Source organism: Microbacterium sp. WHRI 7836, assembly GCF_040223885.2.
Lineage (GTDB): Bacteria > Actinomycetota > Actinomycetes > Actinomycetales > Microbacteriaceae > Microbacterium > Microbacterium oxydans.
This window is the reverse complement of record NZ_CP168171.1, coordinates 2,504,746-2,521,241: the sequence shown is the minus strand read 5'-3', so window position 1 is coordinate 2,521,241 and position 16,496 is coordinate 2,504,746. Positions and strand designations below refer to the sequence as shown.

At 70.4% G+C, this 16,496-nt stretch carries 16 protein-coding genes; 11 read left to right on the top strand and 5 right to left on the bottom strand.

Translation table 11 applies throughout. The features are described 5' to 3' along the window. Nucleotides 1-3 precede the first annotated feature (3 nt). The 4 genes from ABRP18_RS12090 to ABRP18_RS12075 are packed head-to-tail and all read right to left on the bottom strand — an operon-like array spanning nucleotide 4 to nucleotide 5,073. Entirely contained in the window at nucleotides 4-1,707 is a 1,704-nt protein-coding gene (locus ABRP18_RS12090; RefSeq protein WP_179515896.1) for a CocE/NonD family hydrolase, read from the bottom strand. Further along, nucleotides 1,704-3,002 carry an MFS transporter gene (locus ABRP18_RS12085; RefSeq protein ID WP_058632516.1) on the bottom strand — a complete coding sequence of 433 codons (1,299 nt, stop codon included), beginning with the start codon at nucleotides 3,000-3,002 and terminating at the stop codon, nucleotides 1,704-1,706. The genes ABRP18_RS12090 and ABRP18_RS12085 overlap by 4 nt, the downstream gene beginning before the upstream one ends. A gap of 35 nt (nucleotides 3,003-3,037) precedes the next feature. After that, a complete protein-coding gene (locus ABRP18_RS12080) occupies nucleotides 3,038-4,066 on the bottom strand; it encodes an alpha/beta hydrolase (RefSeq protein WP_349884715.1) in 1,029 nt (342 codons plus the stop codon). Beyond that, on the bottom strand, nucleotides 4,063-5,073 hold the full coding sequence (locus ABRP18_RS12075) for an alpha/beta hydrolase (protein ID WP_046749645.1): 1,011 nt from the start codon (nucleotides 5,071-5,073) through the stop codon (nucleotides 4,063-4,065). The genes ABRP18_RS12080 and ABRP18_RS12075 overlap by 4 nt, the downstream gene beginning before the upstream one ends. Before the next feature lie 105 nt (nucleotides 5,074-5,178). On the opposite strand from ABRP18_RS12075, the gene ABRP18_RS12070 reads away from it, so the two are divergent. Next, complete coding sequence (locus ABRP18_RS12070) at nucleotides 5,179-6,183, top strand: LacI family DNA-binding transcriptional regulator (RefSeq protein WP_349884714.1); 1,005 nt, start codon at nucleotides 5,179-5,181, stop codon at nucleotides 6,181-6,183. Here ABRP18_RS12070 and ABRP18_RS12065 read toward each other — a convergent pair. Then, the gene (locus ABRP18_RS12065) at nucleotides 6,164-6,634 is read right to left on the bottom strand and encodes a PaaI family thioesterase (RefSeq protein WP_046749849.1); all 471 of its coding nucleotides are present in this window, start codon (nucleotides 6,632-6,634) and stop codon (nucleotides 6,164-6,166) included. The genes ABRP18_RS12070 and ABRP18_RS12065 overlap by 20 nt on opposite strands. A 108-nt stretch (nucleotides 6,635-6,742) precedes the next feature. Between ABRP18_RS12065 and ABRP18_RS12060 the strand changes: the two genes are divergently transcribed. The 10 genes from ABRP18_RS12060 to ABRP18_RS12015 all read left to right on the top strand — a co-directional run bounded on the left by ABRP18_RS12060 (nucleotide 6,743) and on the right by ABRP18_RS12015 (nucleotide 16,495). Further along, nucleotides 6,743-7,141: a GntR family transcriptional regulator gene (locus ABRP18_RS12060; protein WP_061015784.1), complete on the top strand. Its 399-nt coding sequence runs from the start codon at nucleotides 6,743-6,745 to the stop codon at nucleotides 7,139-7,141. Beyond that, the gene (locus ABRP18_RS12055; protein WP_058632520.1) at nucleotides 7,138-8,208 is read left to right on the top strand and encodes a DUF1648 domain-containing protein; all 1,071 of its coding nucleotides are present in this window, start codon (nucleotides 7,138-7,140) and stop codon (nucleotides 8,206-8,208) included. Before ABRP18_RS12060 ends, ABRP18_RS12055 begins: the two co-directional genes overlap by 4 nt. Further along, on the top strand, nucleotides 8,205-9,155 hold the full coding sequence (locus ABRP18_RS12050) for a CPBP family intramembrane glutamic endopeptidase (RefSeq protein WP_113680110.1): 951 nt from the start codon (nucleotides 8,205-8,207) through the stop codon (nucleotides 9,153-9,155). Before ABRP18_RS12055 ends, ABRP18_RS12050 begins: the two co-directional genes overlap by 4 nt. A gap of 31 nt (nucleotides 9,156-9,186) precedes the next feature. Further along, entirely contained in the window at nucleotides 9,187-9,846 is a 660-nt protein-coding gene (locus ABRP18_RS12045) for a class I SAM-dependent methyltransferase (RefSeq protein ID WP_349884713.1), read from the top strand. Between the two features lie 97 nt (nucleotides 9,847-9,943). Then, on the top strand, nucleotides 9,944-11,224 hold the full coding sequence (gene eno / locus ABRP18_RS12040; protein WP_046749639.1) for a phosphopyruvate hydratase: 1,281 nt from the start codon (nucleotides 9,944-9,946) through the stop codon (nucleotides 11,222-11,224). A 73-nt stretch (nucleotides 11,225-11,297) separates the two neighbouring features. Next, nucleotides 11,298-11,903: a septum formation initiator family protein gene (locus tag ABRP18_RS12035; protein WP_179515898.1), complete on the top strand. Its 606-nt coding sequence runs from the start codon at nucleotides 11,298-11,300 to the stop codon at nucleotides 11,901-11,903. Nucleotides 11,904-11,950: 47 nt separating this feature from the next. Beyond that, complete coding sequence (locus ABRP18_RS12030) at nucleotides 11,951-12,493, top strand: DUF501 domain-containing protein (protein ID WP_349884712.1); 543 nt, start codon at nucleotides 11,951-11,953, stop codon at nucleotides 12,491-12,493. Beyond that, a complete protein-coding gene (locus ABRP18_RS12025; protein ID WP_046749637.1) occupies nucleotides 12,490-13,797 on the top strand; it encodes a S8 family serine peptidase in 1,308 nt (435 codons plus the stop codon). Before ABRP18_RS12030 ends, ABRP18_RS12025 begins: the two co-directional genes overlap by 4 nt. Before the next feature lie 25 nt (nucleotides 13,798-13,822). After that, nucleotides 13,823-15,349, top strand: coding sequence for an FAD-dependent oxidoreductase (locus ABRP18_RS12020; protein WP_193762000.1), 1,527 nt, complete (start codon nucleotides 13,823-13,825; stop codon nucleotides 15,347-15,349). A gap of 291 nt (nucleotides 15,350-15,640) precedes the next feature. After that, complete coding sequence (locus ABRP18_RS12015; RefSeq protein ID WP_349884711.1) at nucleotides 15,641-16,495, top strand: cation-transporting ATPase; 855 nt, start codon at nucleotides 15,641-15,643, stop codon at nucleotides 16,493-16,495. Nucleotide 16,496: the final 1 nt, after the last annotated feature.

Here is a 16,496-nt window from a genome sequence, read left to right as displayed (position 1 = left end):
CCGTCATCGTGTCACGCGCCGGTGAACAACGGGTGAAGAGGCGTGCGAGCGTGACGGCACGACGGCCAGTGCGGGCAGCGTGAGGGTCGCCGGCGCCGTGCCGCCGACGCGGACGGTCTGATCGCTGGGGATGAGCCGCGAGTGGTCGCGCACCGGGTCCTCGGTTCCGGGGTTGCGCAGGTGCAGCGGGTGCGCGCCCGACGACACCTGCACGCGCAGGCGTGACCCCGCCGCGAACCGGTGGGCGAGAGGCGCGAGTTCGAGACGGATCCGGCCCGCCTCGTCTGTGTGCGTCTCGTCCGTGTGCACCTCTTCCGGCCGAAGGCGCCGGTACCCGTCGGTGAGCGCCCGCGAGACCCCTCGCGCGTCCACCTCGCACAGACGCACGAACAGATCGGCACGCGGGTTCGAGGACGCGAAGGACAGCGTGATCGTGGGCGTGCCGATGACGAGGAGGTCGTCGGGAAGCCGGTCGCCCGTGAAGACGAGCACATCCGCCCGGCGTTCGCGGGTGTGCTGGGGGCGGCGCCCGGCGGAGAACGGATTGAGGGTCCTGCCGCCCGCATCCGGGGTCGGGGCCGCCGGATCGTAGCGGTACGTGAGGTCGGCCGCGGGGCTGGCGACGCCCGTGCCGTCGAGGCGCCCGTCGCGGGTGAGCTCCAGCTCCACGGCCGTATACGGCGGGGGCCAGCTGTCCAGCTCCCGCCAGCCGCCGCCACCTGTCACGTCGATGCGCACCCCTTCGGTCTGCGCCGTTCCGGTGAACGAGCGCAGCACCTCGCGGACGCCGATGACGGTGATGTCGGGCGCCCCGTGCACCCAGTCGCCGACGATGAGGCGCACCGGACGACCCGCATCGCGCAGGGCCGCGTAGTCGTCGAGCTGGCCCACGAGGAACAGATCCTGCCAGCCGGCGACCAGCGTGACGGGCGGGATGGAGTCGACGTCCTGCGCGAAGTGCATCGGCTCCCACCAGGGGTCCCCCTGATCGCTGTGCTCGACCCAGTCGCGGTAGAACTGCGGATCGGCGCCTCGGGCCACGCGCACGGCATCCGCCGGCGGGACGGCGAGCGCGCCGCGACGGAATCCGCGCCGGGCACGCAGCAGCGCCCAGGCCTTCGACGGCAGCGCCCGCTCCTGGATGTCGAGGGCGTATGCCCACGTGAGCGGGGTGTCGATCGAGAATCCGCCGCCCGGGTAGAGGATGGCATCGTCGAAGCGCCGCGCGGAGATGGCGATGCCGAGCGCGTCGGGGCGGTCGTCGCCGTCGCAGTACGCCCACTGGGTCACCCCGAAGTAGCTCCCGCCCCACGAGTGCACGCGTCCGGTCGCCCACGGCTGCGCGCGCAGCCACCGCATCGTCGCCTGCCCGTCGGCGACCTCGTCGTGCAGCGGATCGAACGTCCCGCCGGAGCCGAAGGTGCCGCGACAGCTCTGCACGACCACATGGTGCCCTCGCTCGGCCAGGAAGAGCGCGACGCCGGCGATCCCGTCGCGGCCGTACGGCGTGCGGATCAGGATCGTGTCGCCTCCGGATCCTTCCGCGTGCCAGTGGTCGGTGAGGAGCGCGGCGCCGTCGTCCGAAGCCACCCGGATGCCGGTCGTCCGGACGACGTCCTGGTGCGTCTTCGCCGGCATATCGGCGACGCGGGCGAGCCGCCGGTACTCGCGCCGCGCGGCGCCGCCCAGGCGGGGAGCATCGGTCATCGCACGCCCTTCACTCGGGTGACCGCGAACGCGGCGATCACGGCCATCACGACCGCGCCGATGTAGAGGGCCGCGAAGTTCTCACCTGTGGGCGAGCCTATGCGGGTCGCGAAGAATCCGAAAACGGGGACGAGGATGCCCGGCAGCAGGTAGGCGAGAGCCACGATGCCGAGGTCCTTGCCGGCGTCCTCGACCGAGGGGAGGCACTCCGTCATCAGCGCGACGTCGGCGGCGATGTAGGCGCCCTGCCCCGCCCCGACGATCGCGATGCCGACGAGGAAGAAGGCGATGTCGCCGAAGGAGATCGCGAGGATGAGCCCTCCGGCGCTCGCGAGGGCGCCGATGATGACGCTCGGCTTGCGGCGACCCGTGCGATCGGAGATCACGCCGAACACGAACGCCATGACCAGGTTCATCAGCGTGAAGGCCGCTGTGGCCTGAGTCTGCACGGCGGCTATCTCGGTCGGGTCGTCGATGCCGAAGCGGCCGGAGATCGTGAGGTAGAGATAGCTCGTGACCGAGACGATCGACGCGGTCATGAAGAAGCGGCACACCCACGCCCACGCGAAGTCCGGGTAGCGACGCGGACTTAACCAGAAGGTGGCGAGCACCCCGCTCCAGTCGAGCGGCTCGGCGGGCAGCAGTCGCCGGATGTCCTTCAGCGTGAAGAACAGGGTGAGCGCGAGGACCACGGAGAGGCCGCCGGGGATCAGGAACATGCCGATCTGGCCCATGGGCGCGACGATGCCCGCGAGGGAGACTCCGCCGAGGATGCCGATGGCGGTGGCCGCTCCGGTGACGGCGGACATGATCGCGCGGATGCTGCGGCGGATCTGATCCGCGAACAGGGTGTGGACGGTCATCGACACGGCACCCCATCCGACGAGGACCAGGATCGTGCCGACGCCGAGCACGAGGAGGTTCGGTGCGGTCGCCTGGATCACGTAGCCGATCAGGGCGATCAGCGCGCCGGAGAGGATCCAGGGGCGGCGGATGCCGAGGCGGGACATCGAGCGGTCGCTGAGCCGACCGAAGATCGGCGTCGTGATGAGGATGGCGGCGCCGCCGAGGGTGAGGATGATGCTGAGGTTGCCCGTCGCCTGGTCAGGGTCCCATTCCTTGAGCAGCTGCGGGATCGCGACACCGGCGACGCCCTGGGCGATGCCGGAGCCGAACCACGCGAGCACGAAGGTGATCCAGAACAGGCGCGTCTGGCGCTGTCCGGGGATCGCGTCGGCGGTGAGCGGGGGAGCGGGATCTGCGGGGAAAACGGGATCGACGGCGTGGGTGGACATCTTCGTCTCCTGGTCTCGGTCGGGGTGGGAACTGCTCATGGCCGCGTGCCGGTGGTGGTCGCGGCTCCGTCCGGCGGTCGGGGCATCGGATGGGAGTCGGCGCGGTAGGCACCGGCGAGCTCTTCGACGAAGGCGTCGCGCCATTCGCGGGCTCCCTCCCAGCATCCGGTGAGCCCGGGAGACGCGTGGTCGTGCCCGAGTCCGATGTGCAGCACGACGGGGACGCCTGCTTCACGCAGGCTGTCGGCGTACGCGATGGCACCGTCGCGGAGCGGGTCGTACTCGGCGGCGAGGATGAGTGCGGGCGCGAGCCCGCGGTGATCCGGCGCATCCAGTGGTGAGGCCTCGGCGAGCGGCGCTCCCGCGCGATACAGCCCGGCGAGGTGCTCGATGCCCGTGCGCTCGGCGGGCCGAAGGCGGCGGTGCATCGAGTCGCCGAACAGCCGCAGTGCCGCGGGCAGCACTTCGAGCGCCTGGTGATGCAGCGGCTCTCCGGCGTCGCGCAGGCGCAGAGCGGTGGTCGCCGCGATCGTCGCCCCCGCGGAGTTGCCTCCGACACCGAGCCGGTCGGCATCGACGTCGAGTTCGGCGGCGCGCTCGCGGAGGTCGGCGAGAGCGGCCACGGCGTCGTCCACGGGGGCGGGGAACGGGTGCTCGGGAGCCAGGCGGTACTCGAGCGCGACGATCTGCACTCCTGACCGCAGCGCGCGATCCGCGCACAGGCGATCGTTGAGGATCTCGTCGATCGTGCCGCCCGTCCACCCGCCGCCGTGCAGCCACAGCATCGTCGGCATCGCCCCGATCGCCGACGTCGGGCGGAACCGACGGGCACGCAGCGGTCCCGCTCCGCCCGACACCACGAGATCGTCGATCTCCACCTCGGCGGGAACGGGAGCGGTGAACTCGACGGCGAGGCGGTCGCTCAACTCGCGCTGCGCCCGGCGACGGGCTGCCATCTCGCGAGACTCGAGGTCGGGGAGCGTCGCGGAGAGTTCGCCGATGCGCTGGATCCATTCGCGGATCTCGGGACCCAACGGCGGCTCGAGGTACTCGGGAGCGCTCATGCGGTCGCTCCTGGGTGGAGCGTGCGCAGCTCGGAGACGACGAGACGGTGTGCGACGTCTGCGGAGGGCACGAACCCGGTCGATCCCAGCGAGCCGTGGGTCTGTCCGATGAAGCGCATCGCCGTCACCGGCACGCCGGCCGCCGAGAGTGCGCGCGCATAGGCTTCCCCGTCACCACGCAGGGGGTCGAGCTCCGAGGTGAGGATCAGTGCCGGCGGCAGGCCTTCGTGAGAGGCGGCCCGCAGCGGGGAGGCGTACGGTCGGCGTGCCGCCGCGGCATCGTCTCCGACGTACTGACGCACGAGCGTCCGGCCGACCGCGCGCACGATGACGCCAGGCATGCGGGCATCGATGCCACTCATGTCGGCATGTCCCATGGTCAGATCGAGGGCGGGATTCTCCAGCAGCTGCAGCGCGATCGGATGCGCGGAGCGATCACGGTTCATGAGCGTCACGGCCGCGGCGAGGTCGCCTCCCGACGATGCTCCGCCGATGGCGATCCTCTCGGGCGACGCCCCCAGCTCCTCCGCGTGCGCGTGGGTCCATTCGAACGCCGACCAGCACTGCTCCGGCTGCGTGGGGAAGCGCTCCTCCGGCGCATGGGCGTAATCGGCGGCGACGATCACGATGCCGGCGTCGTGTGCTCTGACCCGGAAGCGCGCATCCCAGGAGACCCAGTCGATGCCCGCGATGGTGAACCCGCCGCCGTAGAAGTACACGAGCACGGGGAGCCCCGACCCTGGCGGTGTACGCTCCTCACCGGGCCAGTAGACCCGCACGCGCACGTCGGGGTGCCCGTCGACCGGGACGATGTGGTCCTCGGTGGCGGTCGGCAGCGGGGTGATACCCAGCGCGGCGCTCACGGCGTCGTCATTCTGAGCCGCGACCCGGCGGCGGCCCGCGGGGTCTGCGGGCTCCGGGGCGAGCAGCGGTGCGACGCGTTCCTCCCACGCCGCCACCGCGCTGTCGAGCGCGGGGCGTCGGAACCGGGACCGTGCTGTCGGCATCGGGCATCTCCTTCGATGGGTTCGCGTCTCGGCGGGGTTCCCGCAAGACGAGTTCCGACCTAGTCTGGGCAATCGAAGAACTTCGATGAAGAGAGAACACGGGCGATGCGCGCACGGCCAGGCAGGGTCACCATCTACGACGTCGCGGAGCGCGCCGGGGTGAGCATCTCCACCGTCTCGCTGGCGGTGAGCGCCCCCCACCGGGTACGACCGGAGACCCGCGAACGCATCGTCGCGGCGGCCACGACCCTCGGTTATCGGATGACGCAGGGCCGCCGGGTCGGTGCCGCCCGCATCGCGGTGGCCGCGCCGTTCACGACCTACCCGTCGTATCTGCGCCGCCTCTCCGGAATGCTCCGGCGGGCCAGGGACGCAGCGGTGGACATCATCCCCTACGACCTCGATTCCGCGGCAGCCGCGGATGAGCCGCTGCTCGACGTGCTGCCCACGCGCACGGACGCGACCGGTCTGGTGGTGATGGGGGTTCCGCTCGGGGGAGCAGCGCGGCGGGCGAGCAAGGCGGCGCGCATCCCGGTCGTCTATGTCGACGTGGTGCCGACGCGGTCCGACGTGGGCGGTCCGGTCGTCCTCGTCGACGACCGCGACGGCGGTGCGCAGATCGGCCGCCACCTCGCCGGGCTCGGGCATCGCCGTGTGCTCTTCGTCCATGAGCCGCAGCGCTCGCCGGCGTACGTGTCGGCCGGGATGCTCCGCATCGAGGGGCTGACGCAGCACCTGGGGGTGACCGACCTGGCGGTGGCGCATCCGTCCTCGGTCGACGGTCGCGTGATCGCCGCAGCCCGAGCCGCAGGAGCGACGGCGATCGTCGCGAATCACGACCAGTTCGCCGTCGCCGTCCTGTCCGCCCTGCGCTCCGACGTCGACACCCCGCCACTGGCGGTCGTCGGCTACGACGACGGCGAGGTAGCCGAGGCGCTCGACCTCACCACCGTGCGCCAGCCGTTCGAGGAGAGCGGACGCACGGCCCTCGAGCTCGTCCTCGGACTGGTGTCGGGGGCGTCGACCGCGCGCGAAACCGTGCGACTCGCCCCGACGCTGATCGCGAGGTCTTCGACGCTCGGCGTCGGGTTCAACCCCGCGAGGCGGTGACGCGCTTCTTCTCCCGGATGTAGACCTCGCGACGCACCTTCGCCACGACGTCGCCCTCCCGGTCGGTGATGACCGTCTCGAACCACTCGAGCACCTTGGCGCCCCCGTGCGCCCGCTCCCGGATTTCTGCGGCCTTCTCTTTCGACACCTCGAACTCGGCCGTCAGCACTCCACGTCCCGGCTTGAGGAACTCGATCTCGCCTCGGGTGTCCCACACGACGTAGTCGCGTCCGAGCTGATGCATGACCAGCATGAAGAAGTAGGGATCGGTCATCGCCGACATCGATCCGCCGAATGCGGTCTTGACGTAGTTGCGGGTGAAGACGTTGACGTGGAGCTCGACGGTCGCGTGCGTCCAGTCCTCGCGGAAACGACGGACGCGGATCCCGCTGAAGAGGTTGGGGATCCAGAGGCTCATGCCGATCGCGAGTCGGCGGGGAGTGATGCGCATGAGGTCAGTGTGGAGCACCCGACCGAGTCCGACAAAGCCGTCTGGAGGGTTGTCACAGTTGTTATAGTTCGCATAGAATAAGTAGAGATTCGAGGAGAGGAGGGCCGGATGCTGATCCGCGTCGATCTCGACAGCCCGCGGGCGCTGTACGATCAGGTGGCGGCTTCGGTGCGCTCCGACATCCTCGCCGGCGTGCTGGCGCCCGGCGATCGTCTTCCCGCGGCGCGCGACGTCGCCGAAGCGCTGGACATCAACCAGCACACCGTGCTGCACGCGTACCAGCAGCTGCGCGACGAGGGCCTGGTGGATCTCCGTCGCGGCAGGGGAGCGGTCATCGCGGCCTCGGCCGCGCCCCTGGCCGAACTCGCACACGACATCGACGACCTGGTGCGTCGCGCCGCAGCGCTCGGCGTCTCCGCCGACACGCTCGCCGGCATCGTCCGCGCACACCGCGATGCCGACACAGGTATGCGCCCGATCGAGAACCCCGAGGAGGATTCGCCATGAGCGATCACGAAACCACCCACGACCTCACGCGCACACCGCCTCCGCTGCTGCGACGCGCCCGGCTGGCCTTCTTCCTCGTCGCGGTGATCCTGCCGGTCGTCATCACGGCGATCGCCGTCGTGGTCCTGCTGACGTGGTTGCCCGCGCTGCCGCCGGAGGTCGCGACGCACTGGGGGCTGAACGGTGCCGACGGCTTCGGAGCTCCGGCCACGTACCTCTGGATCCTCCTCGGTGTCGGCCTCGGGCTGCCCGTGCTGATGGCCATCGTGACACTCGCCGCGGTCGGTGCGCACTGGGGCGGCGCTGCACGGATGATGGGCGCGCTCGCCGCCGGCATGTCGTCCCTCGCCGCCGTCATGAGCCTCGGTTCGCTCGCGATCCAGCGCGACCTCGCCGACCCGGCTGACGCTCCGGGGATCGGCGGCGTCATGGCCCTGGCCTTCGGGGCGCTCGCGGTGGTCGGTGCCATCGCGTGGGTCGTGCAGCCGCGAGTGCGAGCGGAACAGGGACGCACACTCGAGCCTCGGTACGCCGTGCACGTCGCGAAGGGGGAGCGCGTCGTGTGGGTCGCCACGACCACGATGCCGCGCGGGGCGCTCCTGCTCCTTTTCGTCGTGCTCTTCGGCCTCGTCGTGGTCGCCGCGTTCATGCTGGGCACCGGCGTCGAGGGCGGCTGGATCGTCGCGGTGGTCGCGCTCGTCGTGGGCTTCGCGGTGGCGGCGACCACGTCCTTCCGTATCAAGGTCACGCCCGAAGGCTTCTCCGCCCGCTCCCTGCTGGGGTGGCCGCGTGTTCGCATCCCTCTCGATGAGGTCGAGTCCGCCCGCGCCGTGGACATCTCGCCGTTCGGTGAGTTCGGCGGATGGGGATGGCGCATCGCCGTCGACGGCCGCACGGGCATCGTCATGCGACGTGGCGCGGCGATCGAGGTGTCCCGCCGCGGTCGACGGCCCTTCATCGCGACGATCGACGGTGCGGAAGAAGCTGCCGCACTGCTGCAGTCCTATGTCGACCGCTCGCGAACACCGGATTCCCCCTCGACCGACGACGGAAAGGCGACCTCATGAACGACCGGATCCTGCACGCGCGTCGCGTGCCCTGGGCCGCGGTGATCGTCTTCGTGGCGGTGTCCTTCGCCCTCGCCTGGCTCGTGGCGCTGCCACTGTGGCTGGGCGACGGTCTCGCCGAGCCGATGTCGGTCTTCCTGCTGCCGATCATGATGTTCACCCCTGCGATCGCCGCGCTGGTGGTGACGTTCCTGATGCGCGTCCCCGCGCCAGGGCGGCGCGCCCGCTTCCTCGGACTGTGGCCGTTGCGCCCCGCGAAACGCGTGATCTGGCTCATGGTGGCTGGCTGGCTCGCGCCGCCGCTCCTGGTGGCACTGGGCATCCTGTTGTCCGCGGCTCTCGGCTTCGTGCAGCTCGACCTGACGTTCGCGGCCTTCGCCGCCGAGCTGGAGAAGGCCGTCCCGGCCGGTACGCCGCTTCCTCCCGTCCAGGTCATCGTGTTCGCGCAGCTGGCGATGATCCCGGTCGGCGGGCTGTTCAACAGTCTCTTCGCATTCGGAGAGGAGCTCGGGTGGCGGGGCTGGCTGCTGCCGGCACTGCGCCCGCTCGGGACCTGGCCTGCGCTGATCCTCAGTGGCGTGATCTGGGGCCTCTGGCACAGTCCGGTCATCCTGCTCGGCTACAACTTCGGGCGCACTGACATCACCGGGGTGCTGTTCATGGTCGGCGGATGCGTGGCCTGGGGCATCCTGCTCGGCTGGCTGCGTCTGCGGTCGGCCTCCGTGTGGCCGGCCGTGATCGCGCACGGCTCGTTGAACGCGGCTGCGGGGATGGTCATGATCTTCGCCGCTGCGCAGCCGGACCTCGCTCTCGCAGGTCCCCTGGGGGTCGCCAGCTGGGTCGTGATCGCCGCGGTCGTGCTCGTGCTCGTGTCGACCGGCCAGTTCCGACGGCAGCCCGAGCTCGCTGACGCGCCCGGTCGTCTGCTCTCCACGCCGCGCCCTTGACGGAGGGCAGCGGCGGGGGTTGGCTGAGGCCATGGAATCCACCCCCGCCGCCTGGTCCGATGCCGACTCCTACCTCGCCGACCTGCTCGTCGGTCCCGACCCCGACCTGGAGTCGGCGCTCGCCGCCCAGCGTGACGCGGGCATGCCCGAGATCGAGGTCGCTCCGGTGGCAGGCAAGCTCCTGCATCTGCTGGCCCGGATCAGCGGCGCGCGCAGGGTGCTCGAGATCGGCACCCTCGGCGGGTACTCCACGATCTGGCTCGCCCGCGCCGTCGGCTCCGATGGACGCGTCGTGACGGTCGAGGCGGAGGCGGCCAACGCGGCGGTCGCACGCGCCAGCATCGACGCCGCGGGCGTCGGAGACCGCGTTGACATCCGGGTGGGCAGGGGAGCGGACGTGCTTCCGACCCTGGTCGGCGGATTCGACCTGGTGTTCATCGACGCCGACAAGGAGTCCAACACGATCTACCTCGACTGGGCGGCGAAGCTCGGTCATCCCGGCACCGTCATCGTTCTCGACAACATCGGGCGCGAGGGCGAGATCGTCCGTGACGACTCCAACGACCCCAAGGTCGTCGGCACGCGCGAAGGTCTGCGCATGCTGGGGGAGGACCCGCGCTTCGATGCCACGGCACTGCAGACCGTGGGAGCCAAGGGATGGGACGGCTTCGCGATCGCGGTCGTCGTCTGACGGGCGGGTCCTCGGAGCCGTCGGGAGGCCGGGCTAGACTGGGCGCGGATCGACGACGCTCCACACAACGTTTTCCCCCTGAGCAAGGAGCACATCAGTGGCACTGATCGAGGCTGTAGGCGCACGCGAGATTCTCGACTCGCGCGGAAACCCGACCGTCGAGGTGGAGGTCCTCCTCGACGACGGCATCGTGCAGCGGGCGGCCGTGCCGTCCGGTGCATCCACCGGCGCGTTCGAGGCGTACGAGCTCCGCGACGGCGACAAGAGCCGCTACGGCGGCAAGGGCGTGCTCAAGGCCGTCGAGGCCATCATCGACGAGCTCGGACCGGCGATCGAAGGCGTCGAGGCCAGCGAGCAGCGCATCGTCGACGAGATCCTCATCGAGGTCGACGGCACCGAGAACAAGAAGCGCGTCGGCGCCAACGCCATCCTCGGCGTGAGCCTCGCGGTCGCGAAGGCCGCGGCCGACTCGGCCGACCTTCCGCTGTTCCGCTACCTGGGCGGTCCGAACGCCCACGTGCTCCCCGTTCCGCTGTTCAACGTCATCAACGGTGGCGAGCATGCAGACAACGGCATCGACATGCAGGAGTTCTTCCTCGCGCCGATCGGTGCCGAGACCTACTCCGAGGCACTGCGCTGGGGCGTGGAGACCTACCACGTGCTGCGCGCCGAGCTGAAGGCCGCGGGCTACGCGACCGGCCTCGGCGACGAGGGCGGCTTCGCCCCCGACCTGCCCAGCAACCGCGAGGGCCTCGACTTCCTGGTGAAGGCGATCGAGAAGGCCGGCTTCACGCCGGGCACCGACATCGCGCTCGGCCTCGACGTCGCCGCCACCGAGTTCTTCAAGGACGGCGTCTACCGCCTCGACAACAAGGACTGGGACGCCGCCGCTCTCACCGAGTACTACGTCGGACTCGTCAACGACTTCCCGATCGTCACGATCGAAGACGCTCTGGCAGAGGACGACTGGGACAACTGGAAGCACCTGACCGAGGCGCTCGGCTCGAAGGTGCAGCTGGTCGGCGACGACCTGTTCGTCACCAACCCGCAGCGTCTCGCCGACGGCATCAAGCGCGGTGTCGCCAACTCGCTGCTCGTGAAGGTCAACCAGATCGGCACGCTCACCGAGACGTTCGACGCGGTCAGCCTCGCACAGCGCTCGGGCTACACCGCGATGCTGTCGCACCGTTCGGGTGAGACCGAGGACACCACGATCGCCGACCTGGTCGTCGCGACCAACGCCGGTCAGATCAAGGCCGGCGCGCCCGCTCGCAGCGAGCGCGTCGCGAAGTACAACCAGCTGCTGCGCATCGAGGAGGAGCTGGGCGACGCCGCGGTCTTCGCCGGCCGTTCCGCGTTCCCGCGCTACCAGGCCTGAGCGCACACACGCACGCAGAGCCGCCCGCGGGCGGTGAACACCGCCGCTGATGCGGCACGACGAAGGAGGAGCCGTGGCACGACGACCGGCTCCTCCTTCGCCGTCTCCGGGAGCGCACACGCCGAAACCCGCGGCGAAAGGCAAGGGCAGGGCGACGCCGAAGGCCCGCGCGACCTCGCCGTCGACCGCGCGCGCGGCGGCGCCTTCGACCGCGCGCGCGGCGGCGGGGAGCCGAGGCGGAGCCCCCCGCGTCGATGTGCGCGAGTGGGCTTCCGGCATCCGCCTCTCCGCCTTCTCCGTCATCATGCTCTCGCTGGTGGTGCTCGGTGCGTGGGTGCTGGTGCCGACGCTCGGGACCTTCATCGACCAGCGCCAGAAGATCGCAGCCCTCGAGGCCTCCGTGCAGGTGAGCGAAGACCAGATCGCGGCGCTCGAAGCCGAACGCGAGCGCTGGAACGACCCCGCGTACATCACGACGCAGGCCCGCGAGCGCCTCTATTACGTGAAACCAGGCGAGGTCGTCTACCTGATCGACAACGACCTCGATCCTGCTGCACTCCCGCGGGAGCAGGAGCCGGTGAGCGACACGCTCGTCGAGAAGCCGACGGACTGGATGCCGCAGCTGCTGCGCACCCTCGTGTCGTCCGGGCTCAGCGACACCGCCGCCGTCACTCGCTGAGCATCCGCTCCGAGCATCTTCCCCGCAGCCTCCCCTACGCTGGTGGGGTGACCACGCCGCCCTTCCCCGCCCCCACGCCCGCCGAACTCGCCGTCGTATCGGCCCAGCTCGGCCGTTCCGCCCGGGGCGTGGTGGGTATCGCGGCCCGTTGCGTCTGCGGCAACCCGACGGTGGTCGCCACGACGCCGCGCCTGCCGGACGGCACGCCGTTCCCCACGTTCTACTACCTCACGCACCCCGCGGCGACGGCGGCGATGTCGACGCTGGAAGCCACCCAGGTGATGCCCGAGCTCGCCGCACTCATCGCCGAGGACGACGACATGGCTGCGGCCTATCTCGCAGCCCACGAGGCCTACCTGGCGGATCGTGCCGAGTTCGGCGAGGTCCCCGAGATCGACGGCATCTCCGCGGGTGGCATGCCCACGCGCGTCAAGTGCCTGCACGCCCTGGCCGGGCATGCCCTGGCCGCCGGTCCTGGAGTGAACCCGATCGGCGACGCGGCGCTCGCGCGTTCCTCCTGGTCGCCCGCCGTCTGCCGCTGCGAAGACCCCGGCGCTGCCACCCGCGACGCGGCGGCCTCCACGGCATGACCGTGCGCCGGACGCTGCGCAGCGCTGCCGCCATCGTGGTGGTCGCAGCGTCCGTGCTGCTCATCGGGGCCACGGCCACCCCGCCACCGGTCCCGGACGACCCGGCCGACCCGGTCCGGGCCTCGGAGTACTGGCTCGACGGCGCGCGTATCCGCGAAGCGTGGCAGACCACACGTGGCGAGGGCGTGACGATCGCCGTGATCGACACGGGTATCGCCAAGGTGCCCTCCGTCTTCGGCGACGCCGTGGTCGGCGGAACCGACGTATCGGGAACCGGAACGCCGGATGGCCGCACCCCTCTGGGTGCCGTCGACGGCAATCACGGATCCTGGGTGGCGTCGCTCGCGGCCGGACGAGGCGCTCCCGACGGCACTGGGATGATCGGCGTCGCTCCGGAGGCGAACCTGCTCTCGATCTCCGTCGGATTCGGCGCCGCCGCGGCCGTGCCGTTCACGGAGCAGGTCGCGAAGGGCATGAAGTGGGCTGTCGACAACGGCGCCGACATCATCAACCTCTCCTTCACCACGAACACGCTCGATTGGGATGAGAGCTGGGATGAGGCATTCCTCTACGCGTTCCAGCACGACGTCGTGGTGGTCGTCGCGGCGGGGAACAGGGGAAGCGGCACGAACATCATCGGTGCTCCCGCGACCATCCCCGGGGTGCTGACGGTCGGCGGCGTCGACCAGACCGGCACGGCCAGCATCGAGGCCTCGACACAGGGCATCACGATCGGCATCTCCGCGCCCAGCGAAGGACTCATCGGAGTCTCCGCCGACGGGACCGTCACGCCGTGGCGCGGCACGAGCGGCGCAGCCCCGATCGTCGCAGGGGTCGCTGCCCTGATCCGCTCGGCACACCCCGAGATCAAGGCGATCGACGTGATCAACCGCATCATCAAGACCGCCATCCCCGTCCCCGACGCGGTCAAACCGCAGGACCCGCTGTACGGGTATGGGCTGGTCGACGCCGCTGCGGCGATCTCCGCGAACCTTCCGGCGGTGAGCGAGAACCCGATGGGGGATCTCGCCGAGTGGATCCGCGTCTTCCGCCGTGCACAGACGGAACCCGAGACGGCCGCGCCCGTCACGCCGGTAGACATCCCGCCTCTGCCGGCGGCCGACGCACCCACCGATCCCGGCTCACCGCTGCTTCCCAGCGCGGATTCATTGCGCTACGGTACCCTGCCGCTCATTGCGCTCACAGTCCCTGGTATCCTGATAGCGCTTGGCGTCACCGCTGCTGCCCGGCGCATCCGATCGGCGCGCATTTCCGTACGCCACACCCCCGACTCCGAGGAGTAGTTCTTCTGTGCCTCAGAACAGCACTGTGCCCAAGATCCTGATCGTCGGCGGAGGGTACGCGGGTTTCTACACCGCGTGGAAGCTCGAGAAGCACCTGCGCAAGGGCGAAGCCGACGTGACCATGGTCGACCCGCTGCCGTACATGACGTACCAGCCGTTCCTCCCCGAGGTCGCCGCGGGCTCCATCGAGGCCCGTCACTCGGTGGTCGCGCACCGCCGTCACCTCAAGCGCACCAACGTGCTCACCGCCAAGGTGACCAACATCAACCACGCCCAGAAGGTCGCGACCATCACGCCGCCGCTGGGAGAGCCGTACGAGTTCGCATACGACCAGATCGTCGTCACGGCGGGCGCCGTCTCGCGCACCTTCCCGATCCCCGGCATCGCCGACAACGCGATCGGACTGAAGACGATCGAAGAGGCCGTCGCGATCCGCGACAAGGTCATGTCGAACTTCGACAAGGCCGCCTCGCTCCCCGCCGGTCCCGAGCGCGACCGTCTGTTGACCGTCGTGGTCGTCGGTGGTGGCTTCGCCGGCATCGAGGTGTTCGCCGAACTCCGTTCGCTGGCGTCCGCGCTGGTCGGCAAGTACCCGCAGATCAGCTTCGAGGACACGCACTTCCACCTCATCGAGGCGATGGGCCGCATCATGCCCGAGGTCTCGCTGCAGACGAGCGAGTGGGTGCTCAAGGACCTCGCCAAGCGCGGCGCGAACGTGCACCTCGACACGCAGCTCACCAGTGCGGTCGACGGCAACGTCGAGCTCTCCACCGGCGAGGTCATCCCGACCGACGTCATCGTGTGGACAGCCGGCGTCATGGCCAACCCGACCGTCGTGCGCGGCGGAGATCTGCCGGTCGAGGAGCGCGGTCGCATCCAGACCCGCGCCGATCTGCGTGTCGGCACACCCGAGGCCTTCGTCGAGGGTGCATGGGCAGCCGGAGACGTCTCCGCTGTCCCCGATCTCTCGGGTGGTGGCGTCGGAGGCTTCTGCGTGCCGAACGCCCAGCACGCGGTCCGCCAGGCGAAGCTCCTCGCGAAGAACCTCGTGGCCGTGCTCCGGGGCGAGAAGCCCAAGGACTACTTCCACAAGAACCTCGGCGCTGTCGCAGGTCTCGGCCTGTACAACGGCGTCTTCCAGTCCGGCAAGATCGCGCTCAAGGGCTTCATCGCCTGGCTCGCGCACCGCGGTTACCACGGTCTCGCGATGCCGACGTGGGAGCGCAAGTGGCGCGTGCTGTGGGGCTGGTGGAACAACCTGTGGCTCGGCCGCGATCTCGTGAACCTCGAGACGGTGCAGAACCCGCGCTACGTCTTCGAGGAGTTCGCCGCGCGTCCGCGCCCGGCCGCTCCCGCTGCGCCCGTGGCTGATGCTCCGGCGAAGGCCGCCCCGGCGGAGAAGGCCGCTCCGGCGGAGAAGGCCGCTCCGGCGGAGAAGGCCGCCCCGGCGGAAAAGAAGCCCGCCGCGAAGAAGCCTGCTGCCAAGAAGCCGGCTGCGAAGAAGCCCGTCGCGGAGAAGACTCCCGAGACGGCGGAAGCAGCGGCGAAGTAACACCTTCCGCACGACGACGATCGGCCCCGAGCGCACTGCGCCGGGGTCGATCGTCGTCGTGGCGGGTCGTTCCGAGGCGACGCATAGGTGCGGTCGGTATCGTCTCGCGGGCAAGGGGAGTACTCCCGAATGCGGCGAAGTCGTCATTACGAGCTCGAGATCGTGCTCCGGCCCGCCGGCCCGTGAGGGTGGAGGAGACCTTGGCACCCGCATCGCGGGCTGCTGAGTGAACCCTGCCGTCGTCCCGACGTCGTGGATCCCCGGTGGTCCGCACCACGAAAGGGACCACTCATGGGAAAGCTCTCCCGATTGATCGGAATGGCCTCCGAAGCGCTGGAGAAGAATGCCTCCTCAGGGCGCAACGGCCACTCGGCCGGCGGATCGCGCTCGCACGACGAATCCCGGTCGACGGATTGGAGCGGGATGCTGCGCGGCGCCGTCGACGCCGTGCGCGGGCAGGGGGATGCCGGACGGACTTCGCTGCCCGGTCCCGCAGCCGGTGCCCCGTACACGCCGCCGGCTGCCGGTGACCCGTACACGCCGCCCGCGGCTGGTGCCTCGCGCGCGTCGCCGTCCGTGACCGATGCCGATCGGGCGGCCATCGCCCGCTACGACTACCTTCTGCAGACGGCCGATCCGCAGCGTGTCGAGCAGATCCACCGCGAGGCGTTCGCGCGACTTTCGCCCGAGCAGCGTGCGCTCGTCGAGGCTCGAATGCGACAGGAACTTGCGCCAGGAGAGCGCCCGCGCTCCTCGTCAGCCGACGACCTCGCCAGAGCGGCGGGTCGCGCAGAGGCCATGAACCCCGGACGGATGCGCGGACTGCTCTCGCGCGTGCGGGGCGCAGGCGTCGGTGGCGCTGCCGTCGCCGCAGGGGGCGCGACCGTCGGTCTTCTCGGCGTCGTGGCCGGAGGTGCGGTGGTCAGCACCGTGGCCGGGCCTCTGCTGGAGCAGGCGGCGAACATCGGCGTCGACTTCGGAGCGCTCGCAGAGGGCGTCGACATCGAGTCGCTCGCCGGCGGCGCAGGCGAGCTGATGGGGGCCGCCGGCGAGACGGTATCCGGGGTCGGAGAGGCAGCGAGTGGATGGGGCGAGCAGCTCGGCGATCTCGGCCTCCCCGGCATCGGCGACATCTTCGGGCGCTGAC